18 protein-coding genes and 1 pseudogene are annotated in these 18514 nt (G+C 70.7%); 9 read left to right on the forward strand and 10 right to left on the reverse strand.

Annotated features, from left to right (window positions below; genetic code table 11):
• Nucleotides 1–50: 50 nt before the first annotated feature.
• Both phoP and phoR read right to left on the reverse strand, forming a co-directional pair.
• Complete coding sequence (phoP, locus tag AC3CH1_RS07475) at nt 51–722, reverse strand: two-component system response regulator PhoP (protein ID WP_007446453.1); 672 nt, start codon at nt 720–722, stop codon at nt 51–53.
• A 5-nt stretch (nt 723–727) separates the two neighbouring features.
• Nucleotides 728–1990: a two-component system sensor histidine kinase PhoR gene (gene phoR, locus AC3CH1_RS07480; protein ID WP_397925021.1), complete on the reverse strand. Its 1263-nt coding sequence runs from the start codon at nt 1988–1990 to the stop codon at nt 728–730.
• 199 nt (nt 1991–2189) lie between these two features.
• Between phoR and phoU the strand changes: the two genes are divergently transcribed.
• Both phoU and AC3CH1_RS07490 read left to right on the forward strand, forming a co-directional pair.
• Nucleotides 2190–2867 (forward strand): phosphate signaling complex protein PhoU, encoded by a 678-nt coding sequence (phoU, locus tag AC3CH1_RS07485; protein WP_018959812.1) that lies wholly within the window; start codon nt 2190–2192, stop codon nt 2865–2867.
• Between the two features lie 359 nt (nt 2868–3226).
• Nucleotides 3227–3376 (forward strand): hypothetical protein, encoded by a 150-nt coding sequence (locus AC3CH1_RS07490; protein WP_265600841.1) that lies wholly within the window; start codon nt 3227–3229, stop codon nt 3374–3376.
• 109 nt (nt 3377–3485) lie between these two features.
• Here AC3CH1_RS07490 and AC3CH1_RS07495 read toward each other — a convergent pair whose 3' ends face one another.
• Nucleotides 3486–4814 (reverse strand): MDR family MFS transporter, encoded by a 1329-nt coding sequence (locus AC3CH1_RS07495; protein ID WP_488462238.1) that lies wholly within the window; start codon nt 4812–4814, stop codon nt 3486–3488.
• Nucleotides 4815–5020: 206 nt separating this feature from the next.
• Between AC3CH1_RS07495 and AC3CH1_RS07500 the strand changes: the two genes are divergently transcribed.
• Complete coding sequence (locus AC3CH1_RS07500; protein WP_469225424.1) at nt 5021–5782, forward strand: phosphoglyceromutase; 762 nt, start codon at nt 5021–5023, stop codon at nt 5780–5782.
• Nucleotides 5783–5867: 85 nt separating this feature from the next.
• Here the strand turns inward: AC3CH1_RS07500 and AC3CH1_RS07505 are convergent, their stop codons facing one another.
• The gene (locus AC3CH1_RS07505; protein WP_488462207.1) at nt 5868–6062 is read right to left on the reverse strand and encodes a hypothetical protein; all 195 of its coding nucleotides are present in this window, start codon (nt 6060–6062) and stop codon (nt 5868–5870) included.
• Nucleotides 6063–6846: 784 nt separating this feature from the next.
• Between AC3CH1_RS07505 and AC3CH1_RS07510 the strand changes: the two genes are divergently transcribed.
• A complete protein-coding gene (locus AC3CH1_RS07510) occupies nt 6847–7230 on the forward strand; it encodes a hypothetical protein (protein ID WP_488462208.1) in 384 nt (127 codons plus the stop codon).
• Nucleotides 7231–7281: 51 nt separating this feature from the next.
• On the opposite strand, the gene AC3CH1_RS07515 is transcribed toward AC3CH1_RS07510, so the two are convergent.
• The 3 genes from AC3CH1_RS07515 to AC3CH1_RS07525 form a co-directional block, all read right to left on the reverse strand.
• Nucleotides 7282–10233, reverse strand: coding sequence for a tetratricopeptide repeat protein (locus AC3CH1_RS07515; RefSeq protein ID WP_488462209.1), 2952 nt, complete (start codon nt 10231–10233; stop codon nt 7282–7284).
• 234 nt (nt 10234–10467) lie between these two features.
• Nucleotides 10468–10590: a hypothetical protein gene (locus tag AC3CH1_RS07520; RefSeq protein ID WP_488462210.1), complete on the reverse strand. Its 123-nt coding sequence runs from the start codon at nt 10588–10590 to the stop codon at nt 10468–10470.
• Nucleotides 10591–10739: 149 nt separating this feature from the next.
• Entirely contained in the window at nt 10740–11483 is a 744-nt protein-coding gene (locus AC3CH1_RS07525) for a class I SAM-dependent DNA methyltransferase (RefSeq protein ID WP_488462211.1), read from the reverse strand.
• Nucleotides 11484–11891: 408 nt separating this feature from the next.
• On the opposite strand from AC3CH1_RS07525, the gene AC3CH1_RS07530 reads away from it, so the two are divergent.
• From AC3CH1_RS07530 to AC3CH1_RS07540, 3 genes are all read left to right on the forward strand, one after another.
• On the forward strand, nt 11892–12281 hold the full coding sequence (locus AC3CH1_RS07530; RefSeq protein ID WP_047180774.1) for a YunG family protein: 390 nt from the start codon (nt 11892–11894) through the stop codon (nt 12279–12281).
• Between the two features lie 255 nt (nt 12282–12536).
• Nucleotides 12537–12785: a hypothetical protein gene (locus AC3CH1_RS07535; RefSeq protein ID WP_003968171.1), complete on the forward strand. Its 249-nt coding sequence runs from the start codon at nt 12537–12539 to the stop codon at nt 12783–12785.
• Nucleotides 12782–13024, forward strand: coding sequence for a hypothetical protein (locus tag AC3CH1_RS07540; protein WP_018959818.1), 243 nt, complete (start codon nt 12782–12784; stop codon nt 13022–13024). The genes AC3CH1_RS07535 and AC3CH1_RS07540 overlap by 4 nt, the downstream gene beginning before the upstream one ends.
• 76 nt (nt 13025–13100) lie before the next feature.
• Here the strand turns inward: AC3CH1_RS07540 and AC3CH1_RS07545 are convergent, their stop codons facing one another.
• Complete coding sequence (locus AC3CH1_RS07545; RefSeq protein ID WP_488462212.1) at nt 13101–13901, reverse strand: hypothetical protein; 801 nt, start codon at nt 13899–13901, stop codon at nt 13101–13103.
• Between the two features lie 248 nt (nt 13902–14149).
• Here AC3CH1_RS07545 and AC3CH1_RS07550 point away from each other — a divergent pair, with 248 nt between their 5' ends.
• Nucleotides 14150–15157: a phosphotransferase family protein gene (locus AC3CH1_RS07550; RefSeq protein WP_488462213.1), complete on the forward strand. Its 1008-nt coding sequence runs from the start codon at nt 14150–14152 to the stop codon at nt 15155–15157.
• Nucleotides 15158–15262: 105 nt separating this feature from the next.
• On the opposite strand, the gene AC3CH1_RS07555 is transcribed toward AC3CH1_RS07550, so the two are convergent.
• Both AC3CH1_RS07555 and mshA read right to left on the reverse strand, forming a co-directional pair.
• Entirely contained in the window at nt 15263–15775 is a 513-nt protein-coding gene (locus AC3CH1_RS07555; RefSeq protein WP_488462214.1) for a type III secretion system chaperone family protein, read from the reverse strand.
• Nucleotides 15776–15817: 42 nt separating this feature from the next.
• Complete coding sequence (gene mshA / locus AC3CH1_RS07560; protein WP_488462215.1) at nt 15818–17209, reverse strand: D-inositol-3-phosphate glycosyltransferase; 1392 nt, start codon at nt 17207–17209, stop codon at nt 15818–15820.
• Between the two features lie 290 nt (nt 17210–17499).
• Between mshA and AC3CH1_RS07565 the strand changes: the two are divergent.
• A pseudogene (locus AC3CH1_RS07565) lies at nt 17500–18284 on the forward strand (class I SAM-dependent methyltransferase).
• The last annotated feature ends 230 nt before the right edge of the window (nt 18285–18514 follow it).

Raw genomic sequence — 18514 nt, forward strand, 5'->3', positions numbered from 1 at the left:
AAGCGCCCCTTCGGCATACCGCGGGGGTGTCCCCCTCGGCGTCCTTCGGTTTACGGCTCGAACTTGTACCCCAGGCCCCGCACGGTGACGAGGTAGCGCGGGGCGCCCGGGTCGGGCTCGATCTTGGCGCGCAGGCGCTTCACGTGGACGTCGAGGGTCTTGGTGTCGCCGACGTAGTCCGCCCCCCAGACCCGGTCGATGAGCTGCATCCGGGTCAGCACCCGGCCCGCGTTGCGCAGGAGCATCTCCAGCAGGTCGAACTCCTTGAGCGGGAGGTCGACCTTGCCGCCGGAGACGGTGACCACGTGCCGGTCCACGTCCATCCGGACGGGGCCCGCCTCCAGGGCCGCCGGGGTGACCTCCTCCGGCTCGCCCCGGCGGCGCAGGACGGCCCGGATGCGGGCGACGAGCTCCCGGGAGGAGAACGGCTTGGTGACGTAGTCGTCGGCTCCTATTTCCAGCCCGACGACCTTGTCGATCTCGCTGTCCTTGGCGGTGACCATGATCACCGGAACGTTGGACCGGCTGCGGAGCTGGCGGCACACCTCGGTGCCGGGCAGGCCTGGCAGCATCAGGTCGAGCAGGACCAGGTCGGCGCCGTTGCGCTCGAACTCGTCGAGACCGTCGGGGCCGGTCGCCGCGATGGCGACCTCGAAACCTTCCTTGCGCAGCATGTAGGACAGGGCGTCGCTGAAGGATTCCTCATCCTCGACGACAAGCACTCGGGTCACGGAAGAGCCTCCGGGGCAGGGAAGGGGTCAAAGGTGTCGGTCTCGTACGGCCCCTCGTCGTCGCCGTTGACGATAAGCGGTCCGCCGGTGGTGCGCTCCCTCGCGGCGCCCGATTCGGGCAGCCGGAGGGTGAAGGTGGAGCCCTGTCCCTCGGAGCTCCAGACGGTGACCTCCCCGCCGTGCGAGGCGGCCACGTGTTTGACGATGGCGAGGCCGAGACCGGTGCCACCGGTGGCCCGTGAGCGGGCCGGGTCGACGCGGTAGAACCGCTCGAAGACCCGTTCGCGGTCCTTCTCGGAGATGCCGATCCCCTGGTCGGTGACGGCTATCTCGATGAGGTCCCCGCCCGGTGAGGCCATGCGGCGTGCGGCGATGCCGACGCGGGTGTGGGCGGGGCTGTAGTTGACGGCGTTCTCGACGAGATTGCCGAGCGCGCCGACGAGCTGGCCGCGGTTGCCCCAGACCGTGAGGCCCTCGGCTCCCGCGGAGGCCATGGTGATCTGCTTCGAGCCGGCCTGCTGGCGGCAGCGGTCGATCGCCTCGGCGACCAGCGTCTCCACCTTGACCGGCTCGGCGTCCTCCAGCGGGTCGTCGTTCTGCACCCGGGAGAGGTCGATGAGCTCCTGGACGAGGTTGGTCAGCCGGGTCGCCTCGATCTGCATCCGCCCGGCGAACCGCTCCACCGCCTCCGGGTCGTCAGAGGCGTCCATGACCGCTTCGGAGAGCAGGGAGAGCGCTCCGGTCGGCGTCTTCAGCTCGTGGCTGACGTTGGCGACGAAGTCGCGCCGTACCGCTTCTATCCGGCGGGCCTCGGTGAGGTCCTCGACCAGCAGCAGCACCAGCCGCGAGCCCAGCGGGGCGACCCGGGCGGAGACCGCGAGGGTGTCCCCCCGGCCCGTGCCGCGCCGGGGCAGGTCCAGCTCGCCCTGCCGTATCTCTCCGTCCCGCCGGGTGTCCCTGGCCATGTTGAGCATGGGTTCGACGGCCAGCCGGCCGCCTCTGACCAGGCCCAGGGCGTACGCCGCCGAGCTGGCCTTCACCACGCCGTCGCTCTCGTCGAGGACGACGGCGGAGGAGCTGAGAACGGAGAGGACGGTGTCCACTCCGGGGGGCAGGGCCGCGTTGTTGTCCGGCCGCAGCGACGTACGCGTGGGCCGTTTGAGGTCGCGTTCGCTCCAGCGGAACGCCAGCATGGCGATCACACCGGTCAACAGCCCGGCGATCGCTGCAGCTGCGGCGACCGCCGCGTTCACGTCCATGCTTCAAGGTTATGCGGGTGCGACGACTCCCTCCCAGCCGTCCGAGTGCCATCTCGAACACTCGTCGCCCAGAGTTCACCGAGGGGTAGGAGCCGGTTCACTTGGGGGGACGGATCCGGACGCGTTCCGGCCGCACCGTGTAACCGTGGGGGTCGGTCCGAGACCCCGGCCTCAGTCTGGAACTGGAGAGGGACTTCCCATGCGCGACGCTTACCACGAGGAACTCGATTCGATCGGAGAGGGCCTGGTCGAGATGGCCCGGCTGGTCGGCTCGGCGATCGGGCGGGCGACCACGTCCATGCTCGACGCCGACCTGGCGTTGGCGGAGACCGTGATCGCCGGCGACCAGAAGGTCGACGACCTCCAGCACGACCTGGAGGCCCGCGCCATCGCGCTCCTCGCCCGCCAGCAGCCGGTGGCGACCGACCTGCGGATCGTGGTGACCTCGCTGCGGATGAGCGCCGATCTGGAGCGCTCGGGCGACCTCGCCCAGCACGTGGCGAAGCTGGCCCGGCTGCGCTTTCCGCAGGCGGCGGTCCCGAACGACCTGCACGCCACCATTCTGGAGATGGGCCAGCTCGCCCAGCGTCTGATGGCCAAGGCGGCCGAGGTCATCATCACCAAGGACGTCGATCTGGCACTCCAGCTGGAGCAGGACGACGATGAGATGGACCTGCTGCACCGCACGCTGTTCCAGCACCTGATGGACGACCGCTGGAAGCACGGCATCGAGACGGCCGTCGACGTGACGCTGCTGGGCCGCTACTACGAGCGCTTCGCCGACCACGCGGTGTCGGTCGCCAAGCGCGTCGTCTACCTGGTGACGGGCGAGCACGCGGACGAGATCCAGGCGGCGGCCCCGGTCGAGGGCGCGTAACGGCGGCTACGGCCGCCGGTAACTCTGGCAGCCCCAGCAACCGCAGTAACTCCGGTAACTCCGAAAGCTCGGATGACTCCGACAGCTCTCGAAACTCGGGCAGCTCCCGAAACTCCGGCAGCGCACGTAACTCCGACAGCTCTCGAAACTCCGGCAGCCGCTGTCGTACCGGAGAACGACGGCGCACGCGGGTCGCACTCATGTTCCTGCACGCGTGCGCCGTTGATGCGCCCGCGGGGATGGGCATGCAATGGGGCGGGGACGGACGACGCCATGGCCGTGAGCGGTGGGTCATGCGTTACGTCCCCGGCGGCGGCGCACCGGCGTCCGCCGCCAGCCGTATGCCCTGAGGAGGAACCATGGCCGATTCCCCCACGACCGGACCCCAGCAGGAGACCCCGACCGAAGTGGTGCGCCGACCCGTGCTCGGCGCCTGCGGCTGCGGATCGGGCTGCGGGTGCGGCTGCCAGTCCGGTGCCCCGTGCCAGTGCGGCGGCTGCTCCGGCTGACCCGCGCGGTGCGGCGGCTGCTCCGGCCGGCCCGCGCCTCCTACGAACGCACGGTGCCCGCCCGGCTTCTGTTCCGGGCGGGCACCTCGCGCGTCACGGGTCGTCCGGCTCAGCCCGCCCGCTCCACCGCGGCGGCGGGCGCGGCCTCCGGCTCGGCCAGGTCCGGCCGGGCCTCGGCCGGTACGGGCGCGGGCTCGGGGAGGGCGTCCAGCACCGCGTGCTCCTCGCGCGGCAGGTTGCGCATCAGCAGCCAGTAGCCGAGGCCGGCGACCGTGCCGATCACGGCGCAGGCGGCCCAGAGCCAGGCGGCGCCGTAGTGGTCGATCACGAAGCCGGACATCAGCGGTGCGACGAGCGCGGCCACCGACCAGGACATCGTGTACATGCCCTGGTAGCGGCCCCGGCCCTTGGCGGGCGACAACTGCACGACCAGGCCCGTCTGGGTCGGCGCGTTCACGATCTCGGCCAGGGTCCAGACACACACCGTCAGGGCGTACGCGGCGACCGACCCGGCGAAGGCCGTCAGCCCGAAGCCGTACCCGGCGAGCACCGAGGAGATGATCAGCAGCCTGCGCGGGTCGCGGTGCTGGATGAAGCGGGTGACGGGGATCTGGAGGACCACGATCAGCACACCGTTGACGGCGATGGCGGTACCGAAGTCGGAGCTGGAGAGCCCGTCCGTACCCATCGCCACCGGCAGCCCCACGTACCCCTGCTGGAAGATCAACGACACCAGGAACGACAGCCCCACGACCCCCATGAAGCGCCCGTCGCGCAGGACGGTGGTCAGCCGCACCTCATCCTTGGGCCGCTTGCCGCCGACGGTCTTCACGACCGCTTCCTCGGGCCGCGACTCCGGCACCTTCATGAAGACGAGCACGGCGCACACGAGCGTCATCAGGGCCTCGCCGATGAACCCGGCGAGGTAGCTGTACTCGGCGATGAAGCCGGCCCCGGCGGAGGAGATCGCGAAGCCGAGGTTGATGGCCCAGTAGTTGAGCGAGAAGGCCCGGACCCGGTCCTTAGCGGGCACGATGTCCGCCATCATCGCCTGGACGGCGGGGCGGGAGGCGTTGCTCGCCATGCCGACGAAGAACGCCACGGCGGCGATGGCGAAGGGGTGCACCATGAACCCGAGCACCGCCACCGACACCGCGGTGGAGACCTGGGCGATCAGCATGGTGGGCCGCCGCCCGAGCCGGTCGGTCATCACACCGGCGCCGAGTGACGAGATGACCCCGCCGAGCCCGTGGAGGGCGGCGACGAGCCCGGCGTACGAAGCGGAGTAGCCCCGGTCCAGGGTCAGGTACAGGGCCATGAAGGTCGCGACGAACGCGCCGAGGCGGTTGACCAGGGTGCTGGTCCACAGCCACCAGAACTCGCGGGGCATCCCGGAGACGGTCTCGCGGGCGGCTGTGCGCAGACCGGCGACGGACATAAGGATTCCCCCCACGGGACGTACGGAACGAGGCCTCGGGTAACACCCCCGACGACGTCCGAGACATTACGAAGCCCCGGTCCCCACCCGCCACTGGATTGACGGCCCCCATCAATCGTCCGCCCGCCGGGTCCTCCAGGCGCGGGCCCTGTCCGCGTTACGGGCGGGCGCGCGGAGCCCGCACGGGTTCGATTACGCTCGGACTCATGGCCGACGCACCGTACAAGCTGATCCTCCTCCGCCACGGCGAGAGCGAATGGAACGCGAAGAACCTGTTCACCGGTTGGGTGGACGTCAACCTCACCGAAAAGGGCGAGAAGGAAGCAGTCCGCGGCGGTGAGCTGCTCAAGGACGCCGGTCTGCTCCCCGACGTCCTGCACACCTCTCTCCAGCGCCGCGCGATCCGGACCGCCCAGCTGGCCCTGGAGTCCGCCGACCGCCTCTGGATCCCGGTCCGCCGCTCCTGGCGCCTGAACGAGCGCCACTACGGCGCGCTCCAGGGCAAGGACAAGGCGCAGACGCTCGCCGAGTTCGGCGAGGAGCAGTTCATGCTGTGGCGCCGCTCGTACGACACCCCGCCGCCGCCGCTGGAGCGCGACGCCGAGTACTCCCAGTTCGACGACCCGCGCTACGCGACGCTCCCGCCGGAGCTGCGCCCGGACACGGAGTGCCTGAAGGACGTCGTCGTCCGCATGCTCCCGTACTGGTTCGACAGCATCGTCCCGGACCTCCTCACGGGCCGCACGGTCCTGGTCGCCGCCCACGGCAACAGCCTCCGCGGTCTGGTGAAGCACCTGGACGGCATCTCGGACGAGGAGATCTCGGGCCTCAACATCCCGACCGGCATCCCGCTCTCCTACGAGCTCGACGCCGACTTCAAGCCGCTGAAGCCGGGTGGCACGTACTTGGACCCGGACGCGGCGAAGGCCGCCATCGAGGCCGTGAAGAACCAGGGCAAGAAGAAGTAAGCCCGACGCGCCAGGCCTCCCACCAGCACGCTCTGCGCCGGCGGGAGGCCTGACGTCATGTCTGGGCCGTGGTGGGGCCGCCTGACTAGATGTCTCCCGGCTTCCAGGGGCGGACGCGCACTCGAAACGTGACGAGGAAGGCCCCGATCGCGACGGCATACGCGGGAGCCGCCACCCAGACGCCGAGGACGCCGAGCACGCACCCGATCACCGCAAACGATGGTTCGCGCGGGGTGATGTCGATGGTGACGCCGAAGCGTGGCACCATGGCGTTCTCCATAAGTTTCTCCTAGTTGACTCAACGACAAGGCACTAATGGAGATCGAAGGCCACCCATTCCAGTGGGTGGCCTTCTCGCTTCCCCGCTAGCGATCAGACGATATTGCACAGCTGTCTCGCCACGCAAATCCCCGCCCGTTTGCGGAACTGACGATTCCACATACATGTCGAATCAGTCGAAATCCTTAAGCTGTCGGGGCACCTGTTGAACCTTCCTTCCAGCACACCTCGCTTCCTTTAATCCGTGCGCCTAGCTCTGTGCTGCGAGACCGCAAGGCTTACTGCCATCGCATTGATTTCCCGGGCGGGCGGTCGGCCGGGCGGGTACCCGGCCGGCCGGGTGGGCGGGCGAGTGACCGGCCGGGTGGGCGGCCGACCGGCCGGGTGGGCCAGGTGGGTGGGCGGATAGGTGGGTGGCCGAGGCAGGCGCCCGACTGGTCACCCTGCCGCCCCTCCACTGTCCCACCAACACGCTTTCTCACCGGGTTTCGGGTTCGGCGACACTTACACGCATGACATTCCCACTCCACCATCCGCGATTCCAGACAGATTTTGGATTCGGCGACACTTACACGCATGACATTCCCACTCCACCATCCGCGATTCCAGACAGATTTTGGATTCGGCGACACTTACACGCATGACATTCCCACTCCACCATCCGCGATTCGTCTGCTGAACGCGCGACGGCGGGCTGTTCCAGCTCGTTGGAGAGGTGACGTTCGACGGGAACCGGTACACCGAAGCCTCGGCTTCATACGCGCTCGCGGCGTCGGTGAGCAAGGATGCCCAGGGGTTCGGCCTGTGGGCGTGCGCGCTCGTCAGGCACGCGTCGTCGTCATGTCCGAGGGGCACCATCACCAGGCCGCGCAGATGTTCGCCCCGGCCGAGCCCCTCGCCGGCCGGGGCGCGTACGAGCGGCGCGATGGACCGCGCGGAGACCGTCCACGACCTCACCGGAGGCGGCGTCAGCGGCGGGTGGCTACGGTTCGACGGGGCACGCCTGGCCTAGGGACGGGGCTCGCGGTACGTACAGCTCGGCCGGCTCAACCTGCCGGCACTTCGACGACCCGAAGCCGGGCTATGCAGCCAACTGGCTTGACCTCCCTGGCTGGCAGCAGGAGACCGACGCAGACATCTTCGACGCCGTCGAGAAGACTTTGAGCTGACCGTCTGCCCAAGGCCACGAGGATCGACGCGGCGGAGCAGCCGCTCGCCGGTCACCACGGCGCCGACGTAGAGCCGTCCGGGGCGAGGCCGTAGCGCCACAGGCTCTCCCAGGCGGGGTCCCACAAGCGGTGCAGTTCCGCCAAGTGACGCAGCGCGTCATGAAAGCCCGCGTCCGCGGCAGCCCGGTAGAGCCGGTCGGCGTCCTCCATCGCCCCGGAGTCGGCGCGCAGTTTCGCCAGGACGGCCAGTGCTTCCACGTGACCTGCCTGGGCAGCGCGGCGGGCGTAGGCATCCGCCTCCTCGTGGTGTCCCGCCTCTTCCTTGAGCCGGACCACTTCCCCCAGGACGCTGGTCTCACCCTGGTCGACCGCTAGGTGGTAGAGCCGCTCGCCCTCTGAGGCCGACCCCCCTTCTTCCCGCAGTCGGGCAAGCTGGGCCAAGGCCCGGCCGCCTCCCGCCACGGCCAGGCGTTCGGCTCCTTCGGGGTCGTCCGCGGACTCCCGCCGCCGGACGAACTCGTTGAGGGCAAAGCGGTTGCCCGATCGGCCGGCGCGCAGAACGAGGCGATCGGCCTCTGCGGCGTCTCCCTCCTTTTCCCGCAGGCGGGCCAGCAGCACGAGCGCTCCCGCGTTCCCAGCGCGCAGAGCTGTCTCCGCCAAGCGTTCCGCGCCTTCGCGGTCCCTCGTCTGCTCACGGCGCCAGACGAGTTCCAGCAGAGCGAAGGTGCTTCCTGCGTCCGCAGCCACGCAGGCCATGGTCTCCGCCTCCGCGCTCGCCCCGGCCTGCTCCCGAAAAAGGGCCAGTGCCGCCAGCGCATCCGTGTTCTTCTGGTTCGCCGCAGCACGGAACAGCTGAAGGGCCTCCGCCGGATCCCCCGCCTTCTCCCGCAGACGGGCAAGCTCGACCAAAGCCACGGTACTGCCCTTCTCGACGGCCTTACGCAGAAGGCTTTCCGCCTTCTGCCGGTCGCCGGCCTTCCGCCGTAGCCGAGCGTGTTCCACCAGGGCGAACACGCTCTCCTTGCCTGCTGCCTGGACCAACAGGCGCTCCGCGCTCCGGACATCACCGGAGCGTTCGCGTGCGCGGGCCAACATCAGAACCGGGCGAACCTGGCCCCTCTCCGTGGCCTTGGTCACCAGGTCCTCCGCGTAGCGGCCGGACTTCTCCCGGGCCCGGATCAGCTCCGACAGCGCGTACGTGCTTCCGGCCTCCAATGACGCGAAGGCGAAATCTTCCGCGTGCTCGTGGTCTCCGGCCGCTTCCCTGGTACGCACCAACTCGGCGAAGGTGCTGTACCCGCCTCGCGCGGCGGCGCTCCTGCGCAGGCGCTCCGCGCCGTGCTCGTCCCCGCCTTCCAGCCACAGCTGGGAGAGCTTGATGAGGCATGTGGTGTTCCCCTGATGGGCCGCATGAACGGCCAGGTCCTCCGCGCCTGCCCGGTGTCCCGCCAGACTCCGCAGCCGCACGAGCTCCCACCGCGCGACGTCGTCGTTCCGGTACGCCTTTTCGTACAGACTTGCTGCCTCGTCGGTGTCTCCGGCGCCCTCTCGCAAGCGGGCGAGCTGGGGCAGGACGTCGGTGTTGCCCTGTGAGACGGCCCGCTGGTAGAGCTCGGCCGCAGCCCGCAGCCGTCCACGGGTCTCGGCGGCGCCCCCCAGCACGGCACAGTCGTCGGAGCTCGTGCAATACCGCACCGCCGCCTTCCAGAAGGTGGCGGGCGGGCAGAACAACCGGCGTTCCACACGGCCGTGTTGTTCCAGGTAGTCGGCAAGGCGGTAGACGGGCTCCCGGGCTTCATCACCCCGGTACGGGACCTGGGTCAGAGGGCCCAGAACGCCGTAGCAGGGCTCGGCGCAGAAGGCGAGCGCGTCCGCCATCCAGTCGGGGCCGAGCAAGGTGAGCTCCCGGTCCGTGAGGTACCCCTCGGCTGCCTGCTCCAGTAAGTCGTACTGCAGAGCCGGACCATGGCCCAGCCGCCGGTAGTCCATGGCCGCGTGGATCAGAGCCATGGCCCCGGGAGTCGCGGTCCGGTAGCGCGTCATCAGACGGGGTACACCGGCGAGGAACTGCGTGATCTCCCCGCCGGTCGCACCGGCCAGCGCGCTGTGCAGTCGCGGGTCTCCGTCGGCCTGTTGCCATGCCTGCTCGATCTCCAGGTCGGTGAACGCCTTCGGGACCACGATGTGGCGGCCGACCCCCGTCAGGAGCTTGCGCTGCTGCTCATACCGGTCCTCGCAACCGGTGGCGGACGGGGCGGTGAGCGGGTCCCAGAACCTCGGCCAGATCGTCGCCAGAATCAGGATGGGACCGCGCCGCCGATCGTCAAGAGCCGTACGCAGAGCGGAGGTGACGCTTTCGGCGATCTTGAGGTCCTGAGCAAGGAGGTAGTGCTGTGCTTCGTTCAGCCAGATGACAGTCCGGGGTGACACCTCCTTGATGTGGTGCAGGGCCGCGTCGGGGCGGGACGGGTCGTACGGATGCCACACCCGCCACCCCTCGGGAAGCAGGCGCAGCGCCTCCCAGCAGGTGCGGGTCTTCCCCGTCGAGGACTCGCCGACCAACGTGACCATGACACTCTCGCCCCGGCTCGCGCGCTCCACGGCCTCCCTGAGCTCGCGGTCATGCGCCCGCTCGAAGTACAACGGCAGAGCAGGTAAGGACTTCTGCCCCGGTACGGTGATGGCCGGGTGCACCTCCAGGGCGAAGGGGTCCAGCTCCCCCACCGGGGCGCCGAGAGGCTCGGCCAAGCGTGCCGCGACCCACATCTCCTTGATCCGACGGCCCACCTCGTCGGCGTCCTCACCCGCCATGCGGGCCAGCAACACGGCGACGGAGACCACATCCTCCTGCCCTGTCGCCAACTCGCCCGATCCGATGATGCGGTGGACGGTGGCCTTCGACGGGCTCCCCGGTAGCGAGTCGTCGAGCTCGATGGCGCTCGCCACACTCTTGAGCGAAGGGGTGCCCGCCTCCAGGTAGAGCCGATACAGGCGATCCTTCAACTCCCGCACCGCAGTGGGCCCTACGGCGAGGGGTTTGGGAATGCTCCGCTGGCTCCCCTGCCGCTGCGTACTCCGGTGATCCGTCATCGAAACATCCTTGCTCATCGGAACAGCAGACACACACAAAGTGACCGATCGGCAAGCCGGTCGGGCACGACCCCACCAGGTCGATCCCCACGGTGATCGCAGCGTGCGGACCGCTCCGACGATGCCTGACCGCCTTCTGGGGGGGCATCACGAGAACACCCACCGGACGATCCCGTCGGCCATCGCTCCGACCGCAGCAGTGACGGCGCTGCCCAGCAGCACTCCCCACAAGGCCAGGCGTTCACGACGACTCAGCTTGCTTCGGGCCATGGCGAGGGTCCCTCCCGGTCGACGGCACCGGCCGAGCACCGGTCCGGTCCCCAAGGTTCCCCGATGTGTGTCTGCTCTGGACGAGTTGAGACGGGCCGTCGCACCTGCACCGACCCACGCCGACGCAGAGTCCAGTGCGTGGTCGAGGCTCAGGCCGACGGCTTGCGCCAGACCGAGATGTGCTGGTCGGCGTCCTCGGTGAACGGCGCTCCGTGCCAGTCCGCCACGCGTTGTTCCAGCTCCAGCCCGGCGATGCGGGCCATCAGGTCGAGCTCCGCCGGCCAGGCGTAGCGGTGCCGGGAGCTTCCGCGACGGTAGCGGCCGTCCTCGCCGTCGCGGGTGAAGTGGTGCGAGACGAGGATCTGCTCGACCAGGTCGAAGGTGTCGAAGCCGAGATGCCGCTCGGACACGTCGAACGGCACCGCGACCTGGCCCGGTGGCAGGAACCGCAGGGGCGGGACGTCCAGTTCGATGACGAACCGGCCGCCGGGCGCGAGGTGGCGGGCCGCGTTGCGGAAGCACGCGACCTGCTCGTCCTGGGTGAGCAGGTTCGAGATGGTGTTGTAGACGAGGTAGACCAGGGTGAACTCGCCGGGGACGACCGTGGTGGCCATGTCCCCGATGGTCACCGGGAGGGTGTTCGCGTCGACCTTGCGGCGGAGTACCGCCGCCATCGGTTCGGACAGTTCGATGCCCGCCACCGGCACGCCGCGCTCCCGGAGCGGCACGCCCACGCGCCCGGTCCCGATGGCGAACTCCAGGGCGCGGCCGCCTCCGGCGAGTTCGGCGAGGAAGGCGAGGGTCGGTTCGAGGGCGGCGGCCGAGGAGTTCTGGGCCTCCTCGTCGTCGTAGCGGTCGGCGGTCTCTTGGCCCCACAGTTCGCTGCTCGTCACGGGCGACCACTCTGCCGGGAGGCCCTGGCACTGTCGACGCAATTGATGGCGGCCCGGCCCGCTGCCCGCGTGCTCGGCCGCCTCCCCGGGGCCGCGGTCCCGGAGTGGGGCACTGGAGTTCGACGACGGACGGGGGCACGGGGTGGCGGCTGAGAAGCAGTCGTACAGGGACGCCACCAGGTACATGGCGTTCCTCGGGGTCGTGGCGTTCTGGGCGGCGGCGAGTTTTGGAAACGAGCCCTATGTCAGGGTGTTGGCCGGGATCTCCGCCACCGCTGCCGCGCTGCACCTCGGTTGTCTGCTTTTCAGGCGGCGTCGCGATCGCCGCTCGGCCGCTGTCGCCGCCGACCGCTGACGCCCGCGGTCGGCGAGGCACCGTTGTCAGTGCCCCCTGCCACCATGGTCATCATGGCGACCTACCTGCTCACCGACATCGAACAAGCCCTCCGCGACAGTTGGAGCGCCGAGACCTGCACCCCGGAGTACCGGGACCGCTGGACTCCGGACAATCCGGCGCGGGACCAGTGCGGGGTGACCGCCATGGTGCTCAACGACCTGCTCGGCGGGGAGCTGATCCGGGGCGAGGTCCATGTCGACGGTGTGCGCACCGACTTCCACTGGTGGAACCGCCTGGGCATGGGCGTCGAGATCGACCTGACCCGGGAGCAGTTCGGGCCGGAGGAGGTCGTCGTGGGCGGTGACGTCATAGTCAGGCCGCCCGTCAGCGAGTGGCGGCGGCTTCAGGAGGAGTACGCGATCCTGCGCGACCGGGTCGCGGAGAGGCTCGGTCGGGGCTGAGGTCCCGGTGGCGGTCCGTGTCGCGCTGTCGTCGGACCGCGCGGGCCGAGCCCGCCGCCCATGACCGCGGCGCGTCCCGGTGGGCCCCGGCGTGCCCTCGGCGTACCCGGACAGGCCGCGGCGCACCTACGGGCGCGCCTCGATCCGTGCCCGTTCCGTGACCCCGCTGGACCGGCCGAAGTGCCCCTCGTACGCACTACGGTGGGCCCATGCCGTCCGTGTGCTTCCAGGGCAAGGAGATCGAGGAGAGCGATCATGGGTGAGTCTCTGAAGACCTTCGTCGGCGGTGCCGAGGTCGAGGTGCCCAACAGCATCCCGGACATCCGGGCCGCGCTGCCGGACGAGAGACGCGAGGAGTTCGATCTCGCGATCAACGAGGCCGGGGTGCACGAGATTCAGGCCGTCATGCGGCACTGGATGCTGGAAGCCGTCCCCGATCCCGAGGCCGAGAAGATCCTGGACCGGCTGGCGCAGGACGAGGCCGAGAGGCGGAGCGTCGCTTGAGCTTCCGTATCTCCTACGCACCGCCCGCCGACGACACCCTGGCCAAGATGCGCGGCGGCGAGGCCTTCCGGGACGAGATGGCCCGCACCCTGGGTGAGGAGCCGTACGGCCACGCGTCCTCCGCCGTCAAGAGCGAACGGGACCGGCGTGAGGCGACCGTCTCCGGCGCCATCGTCCTCTACTACGTCTCCCGGTCCGTCCTGACCGTCACCGTGGTCCGCCTCGTTCCCCTGCCCTGACCGCCCGAGGGGCGGGCCCTGACCACCCGAGGGGCGGGCGGAAAGGGCAGGGGAACGCCCTGGGTCCGTCCGTACGTCAGGCGAGCTTCTTGTCCTGCGCCGCCACGACCTCCGCCGGCACCTCGAACTTCACGTCGCCGCCCGCCGCTGCCAGGTTGAAGGAGAAGAACGTCGCCACGGTGGCCTCCTTGCGCAGCGCCACCAGCTTGAACGGAGCGGTGTCGCCCTCGTCCTCGGAGGTGACGGTCCAGGCCGCGGCCTCGTCGCCGCCGGTGACCTTCTCCTCGGTGATCGAGGCGACCTTCGTCGGCGTGCCCGCGACCGTGGCGGTGAAGCCGCCCGCACAGTCCGCGGCGGCCTTCTTCAGCGCGGCGAACGCGTCCGGGCCCGCCGTCCCCTCGTACGAGTGCAACGCGACGAAGGTGGACGTCAGGTTGAAGGCGTCCTTGAACGCCTCCCCGGCTTCGCCCTCCGCCATGTCCTCCAGCGACTTCTTCTTGCCGTCGGTCTTCGGCTCGTCGATCACCTTGCGCTTCGTGGTGGCCACCGAACCCTTCTGCGCCACACCGAACATGGCGTGGGCGACCGGCAGGCAGCCTTCCTTGTCGACCTTGACGCCGTCCGCCGGGACCTCGTCGGCCGGGCCTGCCTTGGTGACCTTGCGGCCCTGCACGTCGCCCTGGGCGAGGGTGGCCTTCTCCAGCTCGGCGGCGGTGAGCGCCTTGGCCGGGGTCTTCGAGGCCGAACTGCTCCCGCCCCCAGCGCCCTTGTCGTCCTTCTTGTCGGCGTCCGACGTGCCGCCGCAGGCGGTGGCGAGCAGGGTGAGGGCGGCCGCGGAGGCGGCGAGGGCGGTACGGCGTACGGCAGTGGCGCGCATGGTTCTACTTCCTGCAATCTCCGGTTCGGAAGCAACCGCCCTTGCCCCGTACGGCACTTCGACTCCGTCTGGGACGGGCCGTCGCAGTGATCCACACTTTACGATCGAACCTGTGAGCGATGACGGGTCAAGTGGCTCCCTCCACCGATCGTGATTCTGCTGTGATCATCCTGTGAACGCACTGTGTGGCGTCGCCGTACAACCCCACCGTGCACCCCGCTCCCGCCGTACGAAAGGGCGTCACCCGTATGTCCGGCCACGTTCACGACCCGCCGCTCGCCCGCGTCCTCGACGCCCTCGGGGTCGGTGAACGCGACATCGCCTCGCGCGCCACCCTCACCGGCGGCACGTACAACACCGTCACCCGCCTCACGCTCACCGACGGCCGCGACTGGGTGGTCAAGACGCCTCCGCCGCACTCCGCCGCCCTGCGGTACGAACGTGACCTCCTCGTCAACGAGGTCGCCTTCTACACCGCCGCCGCGCAGGCCGGCGGACCCGCCGTCCCCCGCGTCGTCCGCAGCGAACCGGACCCGGCCTCGCCGACCGGTGCGTATCTGGTCATGACCGCCTGCCCCGGCCGCCCCTGGCACGAGGTCAGCGGTACGGCGAGCGCGGACGACGAGCCCCGGCTGCGCGCCGAACTCGGCGACTTGGTGGGACGGTTGCACACCGTCACCGGCCCCGCCGGGTTCGGCTATCCCGCCGAGCCGTTCGGGCCGCTCGCCCCCACCTGGCGTGCCGCGTTCACCGCGATGACCGAGGCCGTGCTCGCCGACGCCGAGACCTGCCGGGCCCGGCTGCCGTATCCCGTCGGCCACATCCGTACGGTGCTGGCGGGCGCGGCGCACGTGCTGGACGACGTCACCCGGCCCGCCCTCGTCCACTTCGACCTGTGGCCGGGAAACCTGCTGGTCACAGGGGCTCCCGGCGCGCGTGCCATCGGCGGGATCATCGACGGGGAGCGGATGTTCTGGGGCGACCCGGTGGCCGACTTCGTCTCCCTCGCGCTCTTCGGGGACATCGAGGAGGACCGGGACTTCCTCGACGGGTACGCACGGTCCCCCGGCGGGGCGGTGGAGTTCACGGACTCGCTGCGGGCCCGCTACGCGCTGTACCGGAGCTACCTCTACCTGATCATGCTGGTCGAGACCGTGCCCCGCGCGGTCGGGCCCGAAGCGGCCGAGGAGACCTGGGATGTGGTCGCGCCTCATCTCGTCCACGCCCTGGGCGCCGTCCGTGGTGGCGGCGGCTGACAGGCGTGTCCGTGGCGGCGGCGTCCGACCGACCTCGGCGCGCGCGCCCGCCCCGCCGCGCCTCGTACGGGTTGGCCGGCCGGACCGAAGTGAGGGGTGCGCCCGTCAGCTGTCGGACGGACGCCGGGTCAGGTGGCTGAACGCGTCCAGATTCCGGGTGGACTCGCCGCGCGACACCCGCCACGCGTACTCCTTGCGGATCGAGCTCGCGAAACCGAGCTCCAGGAGGGTGTTGAACGCCCCGTCCGCCGCTTCGAGCACCACGCCGAGCAGCCGGTCCAGCTCCTCGGGGGTGACCACCGACAGCGGCAGCTTGCCGACCAGGTAGACGTCGCCGAGCGAGTCGATCGCGTAACTCACGCCGAACAGGCGGAGGTTGCGCTCCAGCAGCCAGCGGTGCACCTCGGCGTCGTTCTCGTCGGGGTGCCGGACGACGAACGCGTTGAGGGAGAGGGAGTGCTTGCCGACGATCAGCGAACAGGTCGTCGACAGCTTGCGGGTGCCGGGCAGCGTCACGACGTAGTTGCCGCGCCCCGGGCTCTCCCATGCGAGCCCGGCATCGTTCAGCGTCGCCTCGATGACCTGGGCCGCTGCGGTTTCGTCCGGTACGTCAGCCATGCTCCGAGCCTACGACAGGACGCCGGGACGCACGGGACGGGCTCAGCCGTGGTGCGCCCGGGCCCGGCGGCGGTGGTCGCAGAGCGCGGCCGTGTACACGTCGGCGGTCGCCGAGGCGGCCGTGTCCCAGCCGAAGGACTGGGCGTGCGCCGCGGCGGCCGCCCCCATCCGCTCGACGAGCTCCGGCGCTTCCGCGAACCGTCCGAGCACGCGGGCGTACGCCTCAGGCTCGTGCCCCTGCACCAGGAAGCCGCCGACCCCGTCGCGCACCGCCACCGGCAGCCCGCCCACGGCCGCGGCGACCACGGGGGTGCCGGTCGCCTGCGCCTCTATGGCGACCAGCCCGAAGGATTCGCTGTAGGACGGCATGACCAGCACCGACGCGGCGCGGAACCAGTCGGCGAGCCGGTCCTGGCCCACCGGCGGGTGGAACCGTACGACGTCGGCGATGCCGAGGCGGGCGGCCAGCTTCTGGAGCCCCTCGGGCTTGGCGAGCCCGCTGCCGCTCGGGCCGCCGACCACCGGCACGACGATGCGGGAGCGCAGGGACGGGTCCCGGTCCAGGAGCACCGCCACGGCGCGCAGCAGCACGTCCGGGGCCTTCAGCGGCTGGATGCGGCCCGCGAAGAGCGGGATCAGCGCGTCCTGCGGCAGCCCGAGCCGGGCCCGCGCGGCGGCGCGGGCGGATGGGGCATCCCTCGGACGGAGCGTGTCGGAGCCCTCGGGGAAGGGGCGGAAGCGGTCCAGGTTGACGCCGGGGTGCACGACGGCCACCGCGGCCGGGTCCGCGTCGTAGAAGCGGACGAGCTCGTCGGCCTCCTCGGCGGTGTTGGCGATCAGCCGGTCGGAGGCGTTCACGATCTGGGTCTCGCCGATGACCCGGGCGGCCGGCTCGGGGGTGTCCCCCTCGGCGAGCGCGGCGTTCTTGACCTTGGCCATGGTGTGCATGGCGTGCACGAGCGGGACGCCCCAGCGCTGGGCGGCGAGCCAGCCGACCTGGCCGGAGAGCCAGTAGTGGGAGTGCACGAGGTCGTAGTAGCCGGGGCGCTGACCGGCCCAGGCCTGCATCACGCCGTGCGTGAAGGCGCAGAGCTGGGCGGGCAGCTCCTCCTTGGCGAGACCCTCGTAGGGACCGGCGTCGACGTGCCGGACCAGGACGCCGGGCGCCAGCTCGACCGCGGGGGCCAGCGAACCGGTGGTGGCCCGGGTGAAGATCTCGACCTCGATGTTGATCGCGGCGAGGCGCTTGGCCAGTTCGACGATGTAGACGTTCATCCCGCCCGCGTCGCCCGTGCCGGGCTGGTGGAGCGGAGACGTGTGCACGGAGAGCATCGCGATGCGGCGGGGCTTGCGGGAGGCCCCGGAGAAGCCTCCGGGAAACCTGAGGCGCGCGGCCGTGCGGGTGGAGCCGAGCCGGGAGACGTACTGGCTCACCTCGTCGGTCCTCCTCGATCGGGGCATGCTGACCGGAGGGCACGGAGGTCCTCCGAAGGGCGAGAACAGTGGAATCCCGTCTTTCATTTCCGCTTTGCCAAATCATTACGTTGCCGGGCGGCGCGTCGCGCGCCGACGGCGGGACGTCCGGGCAGCCACCGCGCCCCGCCCTGTCGCACACGCTCCACCCGTGCGCCGGCGCCCGTCGCTACGCCCGACCCACGCGCCGGCGCCCTGTCGCATAAGCCCGCCCCCCATGCGCCGGCGCCCTGTCGCATACGCTCGATCCCATGCGCCAGCGCCCCATCGGAACCGCCACCCGCGGGACCACCAACCCGAACCGGCTGCGCCGCATGGACCGCTGGATCGCCGACGCACACGGCCCGGCCCTGCGCCGCGCCGCGACGCCGGTCGCCGTCGACCTCGGTTACGGGGCGGCCCCCTGGACCGCGGTCGAGCTGCTGGACCGGCTGCGCACCGCCGAGCCGCGCACCGTGGTGGCGGGCATCGAGATCGACCCGGAGCGGGTCGCCGCCGCGCAGCCGTACGCCCGCGAGGGCCTCACCTTCGCGCACGGCGGCTTCGAGGTTCCGCTGGACGTCCGGCCGCTGCTCATCCGGGCGGCGAACGTGCTGCGCCAGTACGACGAGGACCAGGTCGCCGAGGTCTGGGGCGCCTGTGCTCCCGCCTCGCCCCGGACGGGCTCCTGGTGGAGGGGACCTGCGACGAGATCGGGCGCCGGCACGTCTGGGTGGCCCTGGGCCCCGAGGGGCCGCGCACGGTCACCTTCGCGACCCGGCTCGGCTCGCTGGAGCGCCCCTCGGACCTCGCGGAACGCCTGCCGAAGGCGCTGATCCACCGCAACGTCCCGGGTGAGCCGGTCCACGCGTTCCTGCGGGACTTCGACCGGGCCTGGGCGACGGCCGCCCCGTACGCCTCGCTCGGCGCGCGGCAGCGCTGGATCGCGGCGGTGCGGGCGGTGTCGGCCGACTGGCCGGTGGCGGACGGGGTACGGCGGTGGCGGCAGGGCGAGATCACCGTGCCGTGGGACGCACTGCGGCCCAACAGTCACTGAGGCCTTGCCCGGAAGGGCAGAAATCCTCCGCTCCGGGAACGCCGCAGGGGCACCGTTCGTCCCAGTGAGGGGAGATGGCGCGGGTCGCGGCGGAGCGCGCGCCGGGCGGACAGAAGGGGCCGGGGGGGCGGGGGAATCATGACGAAGTAGCCCTGCGGGGGCGGTAGGTGACGCGTCGGGTACCGTCGGCCCCTGTTGCTTTACGGGACGACATGGCACGATCGCGACGT

It is taken from the genome of Streptomyces sp. MGP-P1, assembly GCF_057766565.1.